Origin of the sequence: Cobetia amphilecti, assembly GCF_020217465.1 — a bacterium.
Classification (GTDB): domain Bacteria; phylum Pseudomonadota; class Gammaproteobacteria; order Pseudomonadales; family Halomonadaceae; genus Cobetia; species Cobetia amphilecti.
Map to the genome: position 1 here is coordinate 2,666,565 of NZ_CP084115.1, position 16,295 is coordinate 2,682,859.

Here is a 16,295-nt window from a genome sequence, read left to right on the forward strand (position 1 = left end):
GCCACTGGGCTCACCCACCCACCGATCCACTAATCGTGATCTCCACACGCCTATTAGGGCTTAGGCACTCCGTCACGCTCTGCTCAGCCACGATTCCCGGACAAGTCACCACGGGCTCGGCCTCCCCGTGCCCGATGGCACGGATATCACCACGGCTGATCCCGTGTGTGGAGAGGTAGCCTGCCACGTTATCGGCTCGCGACTGAGAGAGCTTCTCGTTATACGCTGCGCTACCGAAATGATCCGTATAGCCTTCTACCAACATGCGAGGAGACTCAAACTCGCTAATCGCTGACCGAGCTACCTGCGCCAGTGCGCGGCGCCCTTCCAAGGTCAACCGATCACTGTCGAAATCGAACAGCACATCACCAGAAAGTATCAGAGTCTGATCTTCCTTCTGCTCAAGAGGCACCAACAACGCCGAGCACTGCGTATCACGCCAGCGAGTGGCCTCTAGGGCCATAACTTCATCGAATTCCACCTGATACTGACAGGTGATGTAGTCTCCACTCTTTTCAGGTGTATACAGGTTGAAGACATAGTTCCACTCTCGAACACCAAAGAATCCCTCACTAAAATGCGGGTTACCTAGCAGCTGTCGCACTTGATCCTTGGACTGTCCCTGATTGATGCGCAGAATCCTCTGCGGATCGACGAAAATACCACCATCATGCCAGTTGCTGTCCAATGCTGGGAAGCCATCCCCCGCATCTCGAATATCGGTGCGATAGTTATTCTGCGAGCTGGCACAGCCCGCGATAATTACCAGGCTCGCGACACTGACAGCCCCAGAGGCCATCTTAAGCAGTACAGGTAGTCTCGATACACTCACAATCGCCTCCTTACCAATGCCAGCCAGCACCAATGCCAGCACCGAAGTTGCTCTGAGAATCCCCCGTCACCTTACCCTGGATAATGAATCGCCCATTATCAGAGAGGCGTGATACACCAATCGAAATGGCAGACTCACCTCCGTAGGTACCAGCACCTACACCCACCATGCTTTTGCCGGATATCCAAGCTTGGGGAACAGTACTCGCTGCAAGGGCACTTGCTGTACCTGCATTCGCACTCTTTTCCACTTCGTTGATGCGTCTGTGGACGTTGTTAAACTCTTGAGCGTAGTGCCGATTGAGTTCTTGCATCTGACCAACGTTTACGGCATCGCCAGCTTCGACCCCTGGCGCCACGTTGGTGATCCGTTTACCTCCACCGTCGATACCATCGACCGTCATGCTGGGGCCACCTTCGATCGTCACACCCCGGTCACTGACCGTGGTCCTTCCGGCAGCCACACTATCGACATTTAACTCCTGATTCAGAGTCACCTGCACCCCATCGTCGGAGGTCCGTGTCGTAATGTTGTTATCGCCGGTGATGGCGACGGTATCGCCCAGCTTGCGGTTCACCGCATCACCTTCATCGGCTGCGAAGTCCATACCGCCATCCAAAGAGTTATTGATGTCTCCAACCTCTTCCTTGACATCGTACAGCTGGCTGCCATTCACGACATCCGTGCTGTCAGCACTGACTTCTCCTCTGCCAACGCCGGCAATGATGGTATTGCCATCTCTATCGACATTGTCTTTGTCGATGGTGACAGAGCCAATATCCATCTTGTCGAACTCCACCTCGTCAGCGGTAGCAACTTCATAGATGGTCTGGCCGTCACTACCGGTCGACTCGATGACAGAGATATTCTTGCCCTCCGTGACCTCGGTCTTGGCTGCCGCCACATCATCTCCGATATCACCGGCCACCTGCTGGAGGTCCCCCACATTCACGGCATTCATCAGGTCATCACCGCTGATCTGATCCAGCGACTGCCCCCCTAGGCCACTACCTACGTTAGTGATCTGTATGCCACCAGCATTGATACCGCTAACGGTCACGCTCGGCCCACCAGTAATGACCAGACCACTTTCGTCCAAGACCACATTATCCCCAACGCGCACACCGTCGCCGTTCATGATGGTGTCACCGGTGGCAATACTTCCCTCAGTGCCGTCTACCGTAATGACACTGTCGCCTTCGCCCAGAGTAAGAGTGTCGTTCAAAGCCACCTGAATCACGCCCGCATTGTCGGTACCGATCTGTGCCACACTGATGTTGTTATCACCCTGGAAGTCCACCGCCCCCTCCGGCCCGATATTCACCTCATCGGCGCCGGAGCCGGTCAGGTTCCAGCCGGCGTTAGCGATCTGCTGTACGTCATATAGCTGGCTACCGTTGATGGCATCGCTGCTGATCTCGCTGACATTACCCGCGGCCACACCGGTGATCTTGCTTCCCCCCGCGTTGATACCGCCCGCCGTGACGCTCGGCCCACCAGCGATCTCGAGCCCCGTATCGCCCAGAGTCACATCATCGCCAACGCTGACACCGCCTCCATTCACGAGGGTATCGCCGACACCAATCTCACCCTTCTCGCCATCCACGTTGATAGCGGTTTCGCCATCACCCAGCGTGATGCTATCAGCTAGATTGAATGCCAGATTGGTGCCGTCGCGGTTGATAACGACATTGCCGTCCTCGCTGGTGAAGTCCACTACCTCACCGGGACCGACATTGTTGCTACCGTCTGACTGGGCCCCCTCACCATCCACCGACACGCTCCAACCAGCGTTGGCTACTGTATAGACCTGACCTAACTGGTCTTCTGTAGCCGCCTGACCACTGGTGAAGTTATCCGGATCGAAAGTCGTATTGGTCAATCCACCGACGGTACCGCTGTTGGCATCGATTACGATCTCGTTGGCCGAGCCAGTGGTCGGGTTAGCCGCCAGCGTGATCGTGCCCGCTTCTACCGAGGTGGTGGCCGTCGGATTCGCAGTGCTGTCATTTACCACCAAGCCCTCAGTATCGAGCGAGGTATCTCCTGCGGTGACGCTGTCTACGTCCAAGTCAGGATTCAGTGTGATATCAATCTTCCCGTTATCATCCTGACCGCTCTGCACCACGCTGAGGTTGCTGTCGCCCTGGAAGTCCACTGCGCCGTTCGGTCCGATGTTCACCTGATTGGCATCGGAGCCGCTCAGATTCCAGCCGGCACTGGCGGTCTGGTTGACCAGGTCTAGCTGCTCCTCAGTAGCTGCACGACCCGCTTGGGCGAAGTCGTTACCGTCCAAATCGATGTTAGCCAGACCTGTGATATCACCGGCCCCACCATCCATGGTGATGCTGTTGCCACCACCGGCTACGTTGATACTGCCTGCGCTTACCTTGGTGGAGTGGGTACCGTCATCGAGGGTCAGTCCATCGGTATCGAGCGTGCTGTTGCCGGTAGTGATGCTGTCGACGGCAATGTCGTCGTTCAGCGCGACCTGGACCTTGGCGTCATCGTCAGCGCCAGACTCGGTGACAGTGACATTGCTGTCGCCGTCAAAGGTCACCTGGCCGTTGGGACCGATGTTGTGGCTGTTGCCGTTGATGTCGGCCACGTTCCAACCGGCATTGGCGGCGGTGTTGGCCGAGCGGATGGCGTCATCGATGGTGCTCTCGCCGGTACCGCCCACATCACTCATGCTGAAGTCGTTGCCGGTGTAGTTGGCATTACCGCCCAGCACGTTGCTGGCCAGGCTGTCGCCCGCCGCCTGCAGCTGGCTGCCGTTGATGGCATCGCTGCTGGTGCTGTTGATGGCGCCATCGGCCACACCGGTGACCGTGTTGCCGGCCGCATCGATGCCACCGGTAGTGACGCTCGGCCCGCCCGCAATGGTCATGCCCTCGGCACCGTAGGCGGTGCTGTTGATGCCATCGGTAACGCTGGTGCCGGTCGCAGTCACCTCGGTGACATTGCCGGCGCCGTCGTCGACGGTCAGCCCATCGGTGTCGAGCATGCTGTTGCCGGTGGTGACGCTATCGACGGCAATATCGTCGTTCAGCGCGACCTGGACCTTGGCGTCATCATCAGCACCAGACTCGGTGACAGTGACGTTGCTGTCGCCGTCGAAGGTCACCTTGCCGTTGGGGCCGATGTTGTGGCTGTTGCCGTTGGTGTCGGCCACGTTCCAGCCGGCATTGGCGGCGGTGTTGGCCGAGCGGATGGCGTCATCGATGGTGCTCTCGCCGGTACCGCCCACATCACTCATGCTGAAGTCGTTGCCGGTGTAAGCGGCATCACCGCCCAGCACGTTGCTGGCCAGGCTGTCACCCGCCGCCTGCAGCTGGCTGCCGTTGATGGCATCACTGCTGGTGCTGTTGATGGCGCCATCGGCCACACCGGTGACCGTGTTGCCGGCCGCATCGATGCCGCCGGTAGTAACGCTCGGGCCACCGGCAATAGTCATGCCGTCAGCGCCGTACTCGGTGCTATTGATGCCGTCATCGACGATCAGGCCATCGGTGTCGAGCGTGCTGTTGCCGGTGGTGACGCTGTCGACGGCAATATCGTCGTTCAGCGCGACCTGGACCTTGGCGTCATCATCAGCACCAGACTCGGTGACAGTGACGTTGCTGTCGCCGTCGAAGGTCACCTTGCCGTTGGGGCCGATGTTGTGGATGTTGCCGTTGGTGTCGGCCACGTTCCAGCCGGCATTGGCTGCGGTGTTGGCTGACTTGATGGCGTCATCGATGGTGTCTTCACCGGTGCCGCCCACGTCACTCATGGTGAAGTCGTTGCCGGTGTAATCGGCATTGCCGCCCAGCACGTTGCTGGCCAGGCTGTCACCCGCCGCCTGCAGCTGGCTGCCGTTGATGGCATCGCCGCTGGCGCTGTTGATGGCGCCATCGGCTACGCCGGTGATCGTGTTGCCGGCCGCATCGATGCCGCCGGAGGTCACGCTCGGCCCGCCCGCAATGGTCATGCCGTCGGCGCCGTAGGCGGTGCTGTTGATGCCATCGGTAACGCTGGTGCCGGTCGCGGCCACCTCGGTGACATTGCCGGCGCCGTCATCGACGGTCAGCCCATTGGTGTCGAGCGTGCTGTTGCCGGTGGTCACGCTATCGGCTGCCACACTATCGACCGTAATGTCGTCATTCAGCGCGACCTGGACCTTGGCATCATCGTCAGCACCAGACTCGGTCACCGTGACGTTGCTGTCGCCGTCGAAGGTCACCTTGCCGTTCGGGCCGATGTTGTGGCTGTTTCCGTTGGTGTCAGCCACGTTCCAGCCGGCATTGGCGGCGGTGTTGGCCGAAGCGATCGCCTCGTCGATAGTGTTCTCGCCGGTACCGCCCACGTCACTCATGGTGAAGTCGTTGTCGGCATAGGCAGCATCACCACCCAGCACGCTGCTGGCCAGACTGTCGCCTGCCGCCTGCAGCTGGCTGCCGTTGATGGCTTCACTGCTGGTGCTGTTGATGGCGCCATCGGCTACGCCGGTGATCGTGTTGCCGGCCGCATCGATGCCGCCGGAGGTCACGCTCGGCCCGCCCGCAATGGTCATGCCGTCGGCGCCGTAGGCGGTGCTGTTGATGCCATCGGTAACGCTGGTGCCGGTCGCGGCCACCTCGGTGACATTGCCGGCGCCGTCATCGACGGTCAGCCCATTGGTGTCGAGCGTGCTGTTGCCGGTGGTCACGCTATCGGCTGCCACACTATCGACCGTAATGTCGTCATTCAGCGCGACCTGGACCTTGGCATCATCGTCAGCACCAGACTCGGTCACCGTGACGTTGCTGTCGCCGTCGAAGGTCACCTTGCCGTTCGGGCCGATGTTGTGGCTGTTTCCGTTGGTGTCAGCCACGTTCCAGCCGGCATTGGCGGCGGTGTTGGCCGAGCGAATGGCGTCATCGATGGTGCTCTCGCCGGTACCGCCCACGTCACTCATGGTGAAGTTGTTGCCGGTGTAGTCGGCATTACCACCCAGCACGTTGCTGGCCAGACTGTCGCCCGCCGCCTGCAGCTGGCTGCCGTTGATGGCATCGCTGCTGGCGCTGTTGATGGCGCCATCGGCTACGCCGGTGATCGTGTTGCCGGCCGCATCGATGCCGCCGGAGGTCACGCTCGGCCCGCCCGCAATGGTCATGCCGTCGGCGCCGTAGGCGGTGCTGTTGATGCCATCGGTAACGCTGGTGCCGGTCGCGGTCACCGCGGTGACATTACCGGCACCGTCGTCGACGGTCAGGCCATCGTTGTCCAGCGTGCTGTTGCCGGTGGTGACGCTGTCGACGGTAATATCGTCGTTCAGCGCGACCTGGACCTTGGCATCATCGTCAGCACCAGACTCGGTCACCGTGACGTTGCTGTCGCCGTCGAAGGTCACCTTGCCGTTGGGGCCGATGTTGTGGCTGTTGCCGTTGGTGTCGGCCACGTTCCAGCCGGCATTGGCGGCGGTGTTGGCTGACTTGATGGCGTCATCGATGGTGTCTTCACCGGTGCCGCCCACGTCACTCATGGTGAAGTCGTTACCGGTGTAATCGGCATTGCCGCCCAGCACGTTGCTGGCCAGGCTGTCACCCGCCGCCTGCAGCTGGCTGCCGTTGATGGCATCGCCGCTGGAGGCGTTGATGTCGCCATCGGCCACGTTGGTGACCTTGTTGCCAGCCGTATCGATACCGCCGGTGGTAACGCTCGGGCCACCGGCAATGGTCATGCCGTCGGCGCCGTACTCGGTGGTGTTGGTGCCATTGGCGACGCGGGTACCAGCGGTTGTCACCTCGGTGATATTGCCGGCACCGTCGTCGACGGTCAGCCCATCGGTATCGAGCACACTGTTACCGGTGGTCACACTGTCGGCTGTGAGGTTGGCGGCAAGATCGAAGGTGACATCGTTATCGGTGGCGGTCTTGCTGACCACGATATTGCCATCACTGTTGTTCAGATCGACGCTGTCGTTCGGCCCCACATTGGTCGAGTTGCTGCCCTGGGCACTGATGTCCCAGCCGGCATTGGCGGCGGTATTGGCCGAGGCGATCGCCTCGTCGATGGTGTTCTCGCCGGTACCGCCCACGTCACTCATGGTGAAGTCGTTGTCGGCATAAGCAGCATCACCACCCAGCACGTTGCTGGCCAGACTGTCGCCTGCCGCCTGCAGCTGGCTGCCGTTGATGGCATCACTGCTGGTGCTGTTGATGGCGCCATCGGCCACGCCGGTGACCGTGTTGCCGGCCGCATCAATACCGCCACTGGTGACGCTCGGGCCACCGGCAATGGCCATGCCATCGGCGCCATACTCGGTGCTGTCGGTGCCATCGCTGACACTGATGCCCGCGGTCGACACCTCGGTGACATTGCCGGCACCGTCGTCGACGGTCAGCCCATCGGTATCGAGCACACTGTTACCGGTGGTCACACTGTCGGCTGTGAGGTTGGCGGCCAGATCGAAGGTGACATCGTTATCGGTGGCGGTCTTGCTGACCACGATATTGCCATCACTGTTATTCAGATCGACGCTGTCGTTCGGCCCCACATTGGTCGAGTTGCTGCCCTGGGCACTGATGTCCCAGCCGGCATTGGCGGCAGTGTTGGCCGAGGCGATCGCCTCGTCGATAGTGTTCTCACCGGTACCGCCCACATCACTCATGGTGAAGTCGTTGTCGGCATAGGCAGCATCACCACCCAGCACGCTGCTGGCCAGACTGTCGCCTGCCGCCTGCAGCTGGCTGCCGTTGATGGCTTCACTGCTGGTGCTGTTGATGGCGCCATCGGCTACGCCGGTGATCGTGTTGCCGGCCGCATCGATGCCGCCGGAGGTCACGCTCGGCCCGCCCGCAATGGTCATGCCGTCGGCGCCGTAGCCGGTGCTGTCGGTGCCATCGCTGACACTGGTGCCCGCGGTCGTCACCTCGGCGACATTGCCGGCACCGTCGTCGACGGTCAGCCCATCGGTATCGAGCACACTGTTACCGGTGGTCACGCTGTCGGCTGTGAGGTTGGCGGCCAGATCGAAGGTGACATCGTTATCGGTGGCGGTCTTGCTGACCACGATATTGCCATCACTGTTATTCAGATCGACGCTGTCGTTCGGCCCCACATTGGTCGAGTTGCTGCCCTGGGCACTGATGTCCCAGCCGGCATTGGCGGCAGTGTTGGCCGAGGCGATCGCCTCGTCGATAGTGTTCTCACCGGTACCGCCCACATCACTCATGGTGAAGTCGTTGTCGGCATAAGCAGCATTACCGCCCAGCACGTTGCTGGCCAGGCTGTCGCCCGCCGCCTGCAGCTGGCTGCCGTTGATAGCATCGCTGCTGATGCTGTTGATGGCGCCATCGGCCACGCCGGTGATCGTGTTGCCGGCCGCATTGATGCCGCCGGAGGTCACGCTCGGCCCGCCCGCAATGGCCATGCCCTCGGCACCGTAGGCGGTGCTGTTGATGCCATCGGTAACGCTGGTGCCGGTCGCGGCCACCTCGGTGACATTGCCGGCGCCGTCGTCGACGGTCAGCCCATTGGTGTCGAGCGTGCTGTTGCCGGTGGTCACGCTATCGGCTGCCACACTATCGACCGTAATGTCGTCATTCAGCGCGACCTGGACCTTGGCATCATCGTCAGCACCAGACTCGGTCACCGTGACGTTGCTGTCGCCGTCGAAGGTCACCTTGCCGTTCGGGCCGATGTTGTGGCTGTTTCCGTTGGTGTCAGCCACGTTCCAGCCGGCATTGGCGGCGGTGTTGGCCGAGCGAATGGCGTCATCGATGGTGCTCTCGCCGGTACCGCCCACGTCACTCATGGTGAAGTTGTTGCCGGTGTAGTCGGCATTACCACCCAGCACGTTGCTGGCCAGACTGTCGCCCGCCGCCTGCAGCTGGCTGCCGTTGATAGCATCGCTGCTGGCGCTGTTGATGGCGCCATCGGCTACGCCGGTGATCGTGTTGCCGGCCGCATCGATGCCGCCGGAGGTCACGCTCGGCCCGCCCGCAATGGTCATGCCGTCGGCGCCGTAGGCGGTGCTGTTGATGCCATCGGTAACGCTGGTGCCGGTCGCGGCCACCTCGGTGACATTGCCGGCGCCGTCATCGACGGTCAGCCCATTGGTGTCGAGCGTGCTGTTGCCGGTGGTCACGCTATCGGCTGCCACACTATCGACCGTAATGTCGTCATTCAGCGCGACCTGGACCTTGGCATCATCGTCAGCACCAGACTCGGTCACCGTGACGTTGCTGTCGCCGTCGAAGGTCACCTTGCCGTTCGGGCCGATGTTGTGGCTGTTTCCGTTGGTGTCAGCCACGTTCCAGCCGGCATTGGCGGCGGTGTTGGCCGAAGCGATCGCCTCGTCGATAGTGTTCTCGCCGGTACCGCCCACGTCACTCATGGTGAAGTCGTTGTCGGCATAGGCAGCATCACCACCCAGCACGCTGCTGGCCAGACTGTCGCCTGCCGCCTGCAGCTGGCTGCCGTTGATGGCTTCACTGCTGGTGCTGTTGATGGCGCCATCGGCTACGCCGGTGATCGTGTTGCCGGCCGCATCGATGCCGCCGGAGGTCACGCTCGGCCCGCCCGCAATGGTCATGCCGTCGGCGCCGTAGGCGGTGCTGTTGATGCCATCGGTAACGCTGGTGCCGGTCGCGGCCACCTCGGTGACATTGCCGGCGCCGTCATCGACGGTCAGCCCATTGGTGTCGAGCGTGCTGTTGCCGGTGGTCACGCTATCGGCTGCCACACTATCGACCGTAATGTCGTCATTCAGCGCGACCTGGACCTTGGCATCATCGTCAGCACCAGACTCGGTCACCGTGACGTTGCTGTCGCCGTCGAAGGTCACCTTGCCGTTCGGGCCGATGTTGTGGCTGTTTCCGTTGGTGTCAGCCACGTTCCAGCCGGCATTGGCGGCGGTGTTGGCCGAAGCGATCGCCTCGTCGATAGTGTTCTCGCCGGTACCGCCCACGTCACTCATGGTGAAGTCGTTGTCGGCATAGGCAGCATCACCACCCAGCACGCTGCTGGCCAGACTGTCGCCTGCCGCCTGCAGCTGGCTGCCGTTGATGGCTTCACTGCTGGTGCTGTTGATGGCGCCATCGGCTACGCCGGTGATCGTGTTGCCGGCCGCATCGATGCCGCCGGAGGTCACGCTCGGTCCGCTCGCAATGGTCATGCCGTCGGCGCCGTAGGCGGTGCTGTCGGTGCCATTGCCGGCACCGTCGTCGACGGTCAGCCCATCGGTATCGAGCACACTGTTACCGGTGGTCACACTGTCGGCTGTGAGGTTGGCGGCAAGATCGAAGGTGACATCGTTATCAGTGGCGGTCTTGCTGACCACGATATTGCCATCACTGTTGTTCAGATCGACGCTGTCGTTCGGCCCCACATTGGTCGAGTTGCTGCCCTGGGCACTGATGTCCCAGCCGGCATTGGCGGCGGTATTGGCCGAGGCGATCGCCTCGTCGATGGTGTTCTCGCCGGTACCGCCCACGTCACTCATGGTGAAGTCGTTGTCGGCATAAGCAGCATCACCACCCAGCACGTTGCTGGCCAGACTGTCGCCTGCCGCCTGCAGCTGGCTGCCGTTGATGGCATCACTGCTGGTGCTGTTGATGGCGCCATCGCCCACGCCGGTGACCGTGTTGCCGGCCGCATCGATGCCGCCGGAGGTCACGCTCGGCCCGCCCGCAATGGTCATGCCGTCGGCGCCGTAGCCGGTGCTGTCGGTGCCATCGCTGACACTGGTGCCCGCAGTCGTCACCTCGGCGACATTGCCGGCACCGTCGTCGACGGTCAGCCCATCGGTATCGAGCACACTATTACCGGTGGTCACGCTGTCGGCTGTGAGGTTGGCGGCCAGATCGAAGGTGACATCGTTAACGGTGGCGGTCTTGCTGACCACGATATTGCCATCACTGTTATTCAGATCGACGCTGTCGTTCGGCCCCACATTGGTCGAGTTGCTGCCCTGGGCACTGATGTCCCAGCCGGCATTGGCGGCAGTGTTGGCCGAGGCGATCGCCTCGTCGATAGTGTTCTCACCGGTACCGCCCACATCACTCATGGTGAAGTCGTTGTCGGCATAGGCAGCATCACCACCCAGCACGCTGCTGGCCAGACTGTCGCCTGCCGCCTGCAGCTGGCTGCCGTTGATGGCTTCACTGCTGGTGCTGTTGATGGCGCCATCGGCTACGCCGGTGATCGTGTTGCCGGCCGCATCGATGCCGCCGGAGGTCACGCTCGGCCCGCCCGCAATGGTCATGCCGTCGGCGCCGTAGGCGGTGCTGTTGATGCCATCGGTAACGCTGGTGCCGGTCGCGGCCACCTCGGTGACATTGCCGGCGCCGTCATCGACGGTCAGCCCATTGGTGTCGAGCGTGCTGTTGCCGGTGGTCACGCTATCGGCTGCCACACTATCGACCGTAATGTCGTCATTCAGCGCGACCTGGACCTTGGCATCATCGTCAGCACCAGACTCGGTCACCGTGACGTTGCTGTCGCCGTCGAAGGTCACCTTGCCGTTCGGGCCGATGTTGTGGCTGTTTCCGTTGGTGTCAGCCACGTTCCAGCCGGCATTGGCGGCGGTGTTGGCCGAAGCGATCGCCTCGTCGATAGTGTTCTCGCCGGTACCGCCCACGTCACTCATGGTGAAGTCGTTGTCGTCATAGGCAGCATCACCACCCAGCACGCTGCTGGCCAGACTGCCGCCTGCCGCCTGCAGCTGGCTGCCGTTGATGGCATCGCCGCTGGAGGCGTTGATGTCGCCATCGGCCACGTTGGCAATAACCTGATCACCGGCATCGATGCCACCGGAGGTCACGCTAGGGCCACCGGCAATGGTCATGCCGGCGGCTCCGTAGGCGGTGCTTGCGGTGCCATCGGTAACGCTGGTGCCGGTCGCGGTCACCGCGGTGACATTGCCAGCGCCGTCGTCGGCGGTCACGCTGGCGACGTCGATGTCATCGGCCAGATCAAAGGTAACGTCGTTATCGGTGATCGTCTTGCTGACCTCGATATTGCCATCACTGTTGTTCAGATCGACGCTGTCGTTCGGCCCCACATTGGTCGAGTTGCTGCCCTGGGCACTGATGTCCCAGCCGGCATTGGCGGCGGTATTGGCCGAGGCGATCGCCTCGTCGATGGTGTTCTCGCCGGTACCGCCCACGTCACTCATGGTGAAGTCGTTGCCGGTGTAGTCGGCATTACCGCCCAGCACGTTGCTGGCCAGGCTGTCGCCCGCCGCCTGCAGCTGGCTGCCGTTGATAGCATCACTGCTGGTGCTGTTGATGGCGCCATCGGCCACGCCGGTGATCGTGTTGCCGGCCGCATCAATACCGCCACTGGTGACGCTCGGGCCACCGGCAATGGCCATGCCATCGGCGCCATACTCGGTGCTGTCGGTGCCATCGCTGACACTAATGCCCGCGGTCGTCACCTCGGTGACATTGCCGGCACCGTCGTCGACGGTCAGCCCATCGGTATCGAGCACACTGTTACCGGTGGTCACGCTGTCGGCTGTGAGGTTGGCGGCCAGATCGAAGGTGACATCGTTATCGGTGGCGGTCTTGCTGACCACGATATTGCCATCACTGTTATTCAGATCGACACTGTCGTTCGGCCCCACATTGGTCGAGTTGCTGCCCTGGGCACTGATGTCCCAGCCGGCATTGGCGGCAGTGTTGGCCGAGGCGATCGCCTCGTCGATAGTGTTCTCACCGGTACCGCCCACATCACTCATGGTGAAATCGTTGCCGGTGTAGTCGGCATTACCGCCCAGCACGTTGCTGGCCAGGCTGTCGCCTGCCGCCTGCAGCTGGCTGCCGTTGATGGCTTCACTACTGGTGCTGTTGATGGCGCCATCGGCCACGCCGGTGACCGTGTTGCCGGCCGCATCGATGCCGCCGGAGGTCACGCTCGGCCCGCCCGCAATGGTCATGCCGTCGGCGCCGTAGGCGGTGCTGTCGGTGCCATCGCTGACACTGATGCCCGCGGTCGTCACCTCGGTGACATTGCCGGCACCGTCGTCGACGGTCAGCCCATCGGTATCGAGCACACTGTTACCGGTGGTCACGCTGTCGGCTGTGAGATTGGCGGCCAGATCGAAGGTGACATCGTTATCGGTGGCGGTCTTGCTGACCACGATATTGCCATCACTGTTATTCAGATCGACGCTGTCGTTCGGCCCCACATTGGTCGAGTTGCTGCCCTGGGCACTGATGTCCCAGCCGGCATTGGCGGCGGTATTGGCCGAGGCGATCGCCTCGTCGATGGTGTTCTCGCCGGTACCACCCACGTCACTCATGGTGAAGTCGTTGTCGGCATAGGCAGCATCACCACCCAGCACGTTGCTGGCCAGACTGTCGCCTGCCGCCTGCAGCTGGCTGCCGTTGATGGCATCGCTGCTGGTGGCGTTCACATCTCCGTCGGCCACGCTGGCAATAACCTGATCACCGGCATCGATGCCACCGGAGGTCACGCTAGGGCCACCGGTAATGGTCATGCCGGCGGTGCCGTACTCGGTGCTGTTAGTGCCATCGTTGACGGTGAGGCCGCCGGTGTCGAGCACGCTATTGCCGGTGGTGACACTGTCCAGCTCGGTTAGGTTGCGCGCCATTACCAGGTTGAGCTGATTGCCGTCGCTATCCACGCGCAGGTTGGCGCCACTGGAAGCCTCGCCCAACGCCAGCCCACCGGAAACCGTCAACGGGGTGGTGTCTCCCAGCGTCTTATCGATGGCACCCCCGGTGTTACCGGCAAAGCTCAGACCGTCGGCCTGGGTCGCGATTTCATTACCGTCATAGGTGACAGTATCCCCGGCCACGACGAAGGTATCACCACCAACCGTCAGGTTGTTGGTCGTGACGCTGTCACCATCGACAACGGTATCGCTACCGACGCTGACGCTTCCGTCGACGCCGATATCCTCCGCGAGGTTGAACACCAGGTCGGTGCCCGCGCGGCTGATGGCGATATTGCTGTCGGTGCTGCTGAAATCCACCGAGTCGCCGGGCGCGACATTGGCACCGGCATCATTGTTGGCGGTGACATCCCAGCCCTGAGCGGCATACTCGATGGCATCGTTGAGGGTATCTTCGCCGGTGCCACCCACATTGTTCATCGTGACCTGGTGGGTCTGCGGATCATAGGCAGCGTTGCCACCCATCACGGCGGCCACAGAACCGCCGGCAGTGTCCAAGTTGTCGGCCAGTGCATCGACTGCCTGGTTGGTGCCATAAAGCTGACTGCCGTTGACGGCGTCGGTACTGGCAGCGCTGACGCGTCCGGCGGCGACGTTAGTAAGAGTACGCTCTTCACCCAAGCCCCCCACGCTAACAGTCGCTACAGGAGAGGTGCCCGCGAAGTCGTAGGTATTCTTGTCGACCGTCATTTCATCAGTGGAGACTGGCGCCGCTGTGACCGCGTTGCTCCCCAGGGCCACCGAGCCCTGGTGGTTGGCCAGGGCTCCAGCGCCGATCGCCGTGGCGGACTGGGCCTCGGCGCGCGCCCCGGAGCCCATGGCCAGGGCCTCGATGCCCTCCGCTTTGGCGCTCTGGCCGAAGGCGGCGGCGTTCTGCGCGGTGACCCCTGCGCCGGCCCCGACGGCTAGGCCGCCCTGGGCGGTGTCCGAGGCTTCGGCCCCATCGCCGATCGCCGTGGCGGACTGGGCGCGAGCCTGGGCCTCGACGCCGAGCGCCAGCGCATGCTCTTCGTCCGCACGGGTCTCATTGCCAATCGCGATACCTCCAGAGTTGCGCAAAGGGTCGAGGTTATTGGGATCATCGAAGCCTGCCTGGGCTCCAGTGCCCATGGCGATACCGTCGCTGGCATATCCACGCGCATCCGTACCTGATGCGATGGCATTGGATCCACTCGCGGAAGCCCTGGTACCGCTGGCCTGAGCATCGGTACCGCTGGCGCGGGCATCGGTGCCACTGGCCTGAGCATTAGAACCGCTCGCCTGAGCTCTGGTACCGCTAGCCTGAGTGTCGACGCCACTGGCGTTGGCATCGGTGCCGCTGGCCTGAGCGTTGGCGCCACTGGCGCTGGCACGGGTGCCGCTGGCCTGGGCGCTGACACCACTCGCCCGGGAGCCTGTACCGACAGCCATGGCGTCATCCGCCGTTGCCTCGGCATTATCACCCTGTGCCATAGCTCTTTCGGCATTTACGAGGGAATCTCTGCCGATAACGATCCCTTCGCGCGCTGTCGACTGGGAGTCCGTACCGATGACGATGGAGTTTTGGACATTAGTACCATCCTGGTCGTCCGACTCAGAGCGGGTACCAATAACGATCGAGTTTGTGCCACGGCTTTGCGAGTCCGCGCCAATGGCCACGCCGCTTTCGTCGCGCGCTTCGGTCTGTTGGCTGCCGATGACGACCGAATTATCGTTTAGCGCCTGGACATCGTGGCCCAGAACAACCGAGGAAGCCCCTTCCGCCGATACACTGGAGCCAATCGCTGTCGCATCGTCGGCCCCATTACTGGTAGAGGCATCCGGACCAATCGCTAATGACCTGACGCCTAGCGCCCCACTGTTATCTTTGTTGTTCCTGTCGGTGCCGCCATCCTCGATACTGACATAAGACAGCAAGTTCTGATCGATCTGGTCCTGCAGATCCAGGATCACGCCATCGGCGAAGTCAGGATCCGTCAGGTCGATATTATTCACTGCATACTGTAGCTGCCGTACGTTTACCGCATCAGTGTCCTGTGCGCCATCCTCCACATTAACGATACGCCGCGTCAGGCCTGTCTCGCTATTCCCCACAGAAACGGCGCTGCCCGAGAACGCACGATTGGTCAGATAGCTACTTCCATTAACATCACTTTGTAAGGCCTGGGTGCCAGAGCCCAAGGCAACATAGCCGGTGGCTGCCTCAGCGTTTTCACCCAAGGCCACGCCTGCACCACTCGTTGCTGCACCACTACCCAATGCAAGACCGTTGGTGCCGGAAGCGACAGCCTCGTGACCGATGGCAACGCCATCGGTACCCGCCGAGGCATCCTCGCCGATGCCCACAGCGCGATTCTTCCCTCCCCCATCAGCGTTGTTAGCATTCAAACCAATGCTGATATTACTGTCACCTTCCAGGCTGTTACCAGCCCCGGAGCCAAAGGAAATGTTGTCGTTCCCATCGGCAGCATTGCCCGCCCTGCTTCCCATTGCCACATTACGTTGGCCGGCAACGTTCTGACCAGCCTGGGCGCCGATGGCGATATTATTTACCTGATCGTCGGCTGTAACAGCATTTGTACCAACGCCTGCTTCCTCACCGATCGAAATATTGTTTGTAGCGGCCGCCACGGCATCTTTACCTAAAGCAATGCTAACCGCACCACCTGCTTGCGCCCCAGCGCCTGCGGCGAAGCTGTTGGCACCGCTCGCGGTGGCATTATTGCCGCCGGCGAAGCTGTTGGCACCGCTCGCAGTGGCGCCGGGGCCAATGCTGACGGCGCCACCTGTGGCGGTCGCATTGCGGCCGATGCCAAC

General features: G+C 62.0%; 3 protein-coding genes. 1 reads left to right on the forward strand and 2 read right to left on the reverse strand.

Annotation, left to right across the window (positions count from 1 at the left end; translation table 11 throughout):
* Positions 1–10: 10 nt before the first annotated feature.
* Together LCW13_RS11230 and LCW13_RS11235 are read right to left on the reverse strand one after the other, a co-directional pair.
* On the reverse strand, positions 11–874 hold the full coding sequence (locus tag LCW13_RS11230; RefSeq protein ID WP_225346914.1) for an OmpA family protein: 864 nt from the start codon (positions 872–874) through the stop codon (positions 11–13).
* Positions 843–15,824, reverse strand: coding sequence for a YadA-like family protein (locus tag LCW13_RS11235; protein WP_404813689.1), 14,982 nt, complete (start codon positions 15,822–15,824; stop codon positions 843–845). Before LCW13_RS11235 ends, LCW13_RS11230 begins: the two co-directional genes overlap by 32 nt.
* Here LCW13_RS11235 and LCW13_RS11245 point away from each other — a divergent pair.
* Positions 15,771–16,124 (forward strand): hypothetical protein, encoded by a 354-nt coding sequence (locus LCW13_RS11245; RefSeq protein ID WP_225348194.1) that lies wholly within the window; start codon positions 15,771–15,773, stop codon positions 16,122–16,124. The genes LCW13_RS11235 and LCW13_RS11245 overlap by 54 nt on opposite strands.
* The last annotated feature ends 171 nt before the right edge of the window (positions 16,125–16,295 follow it).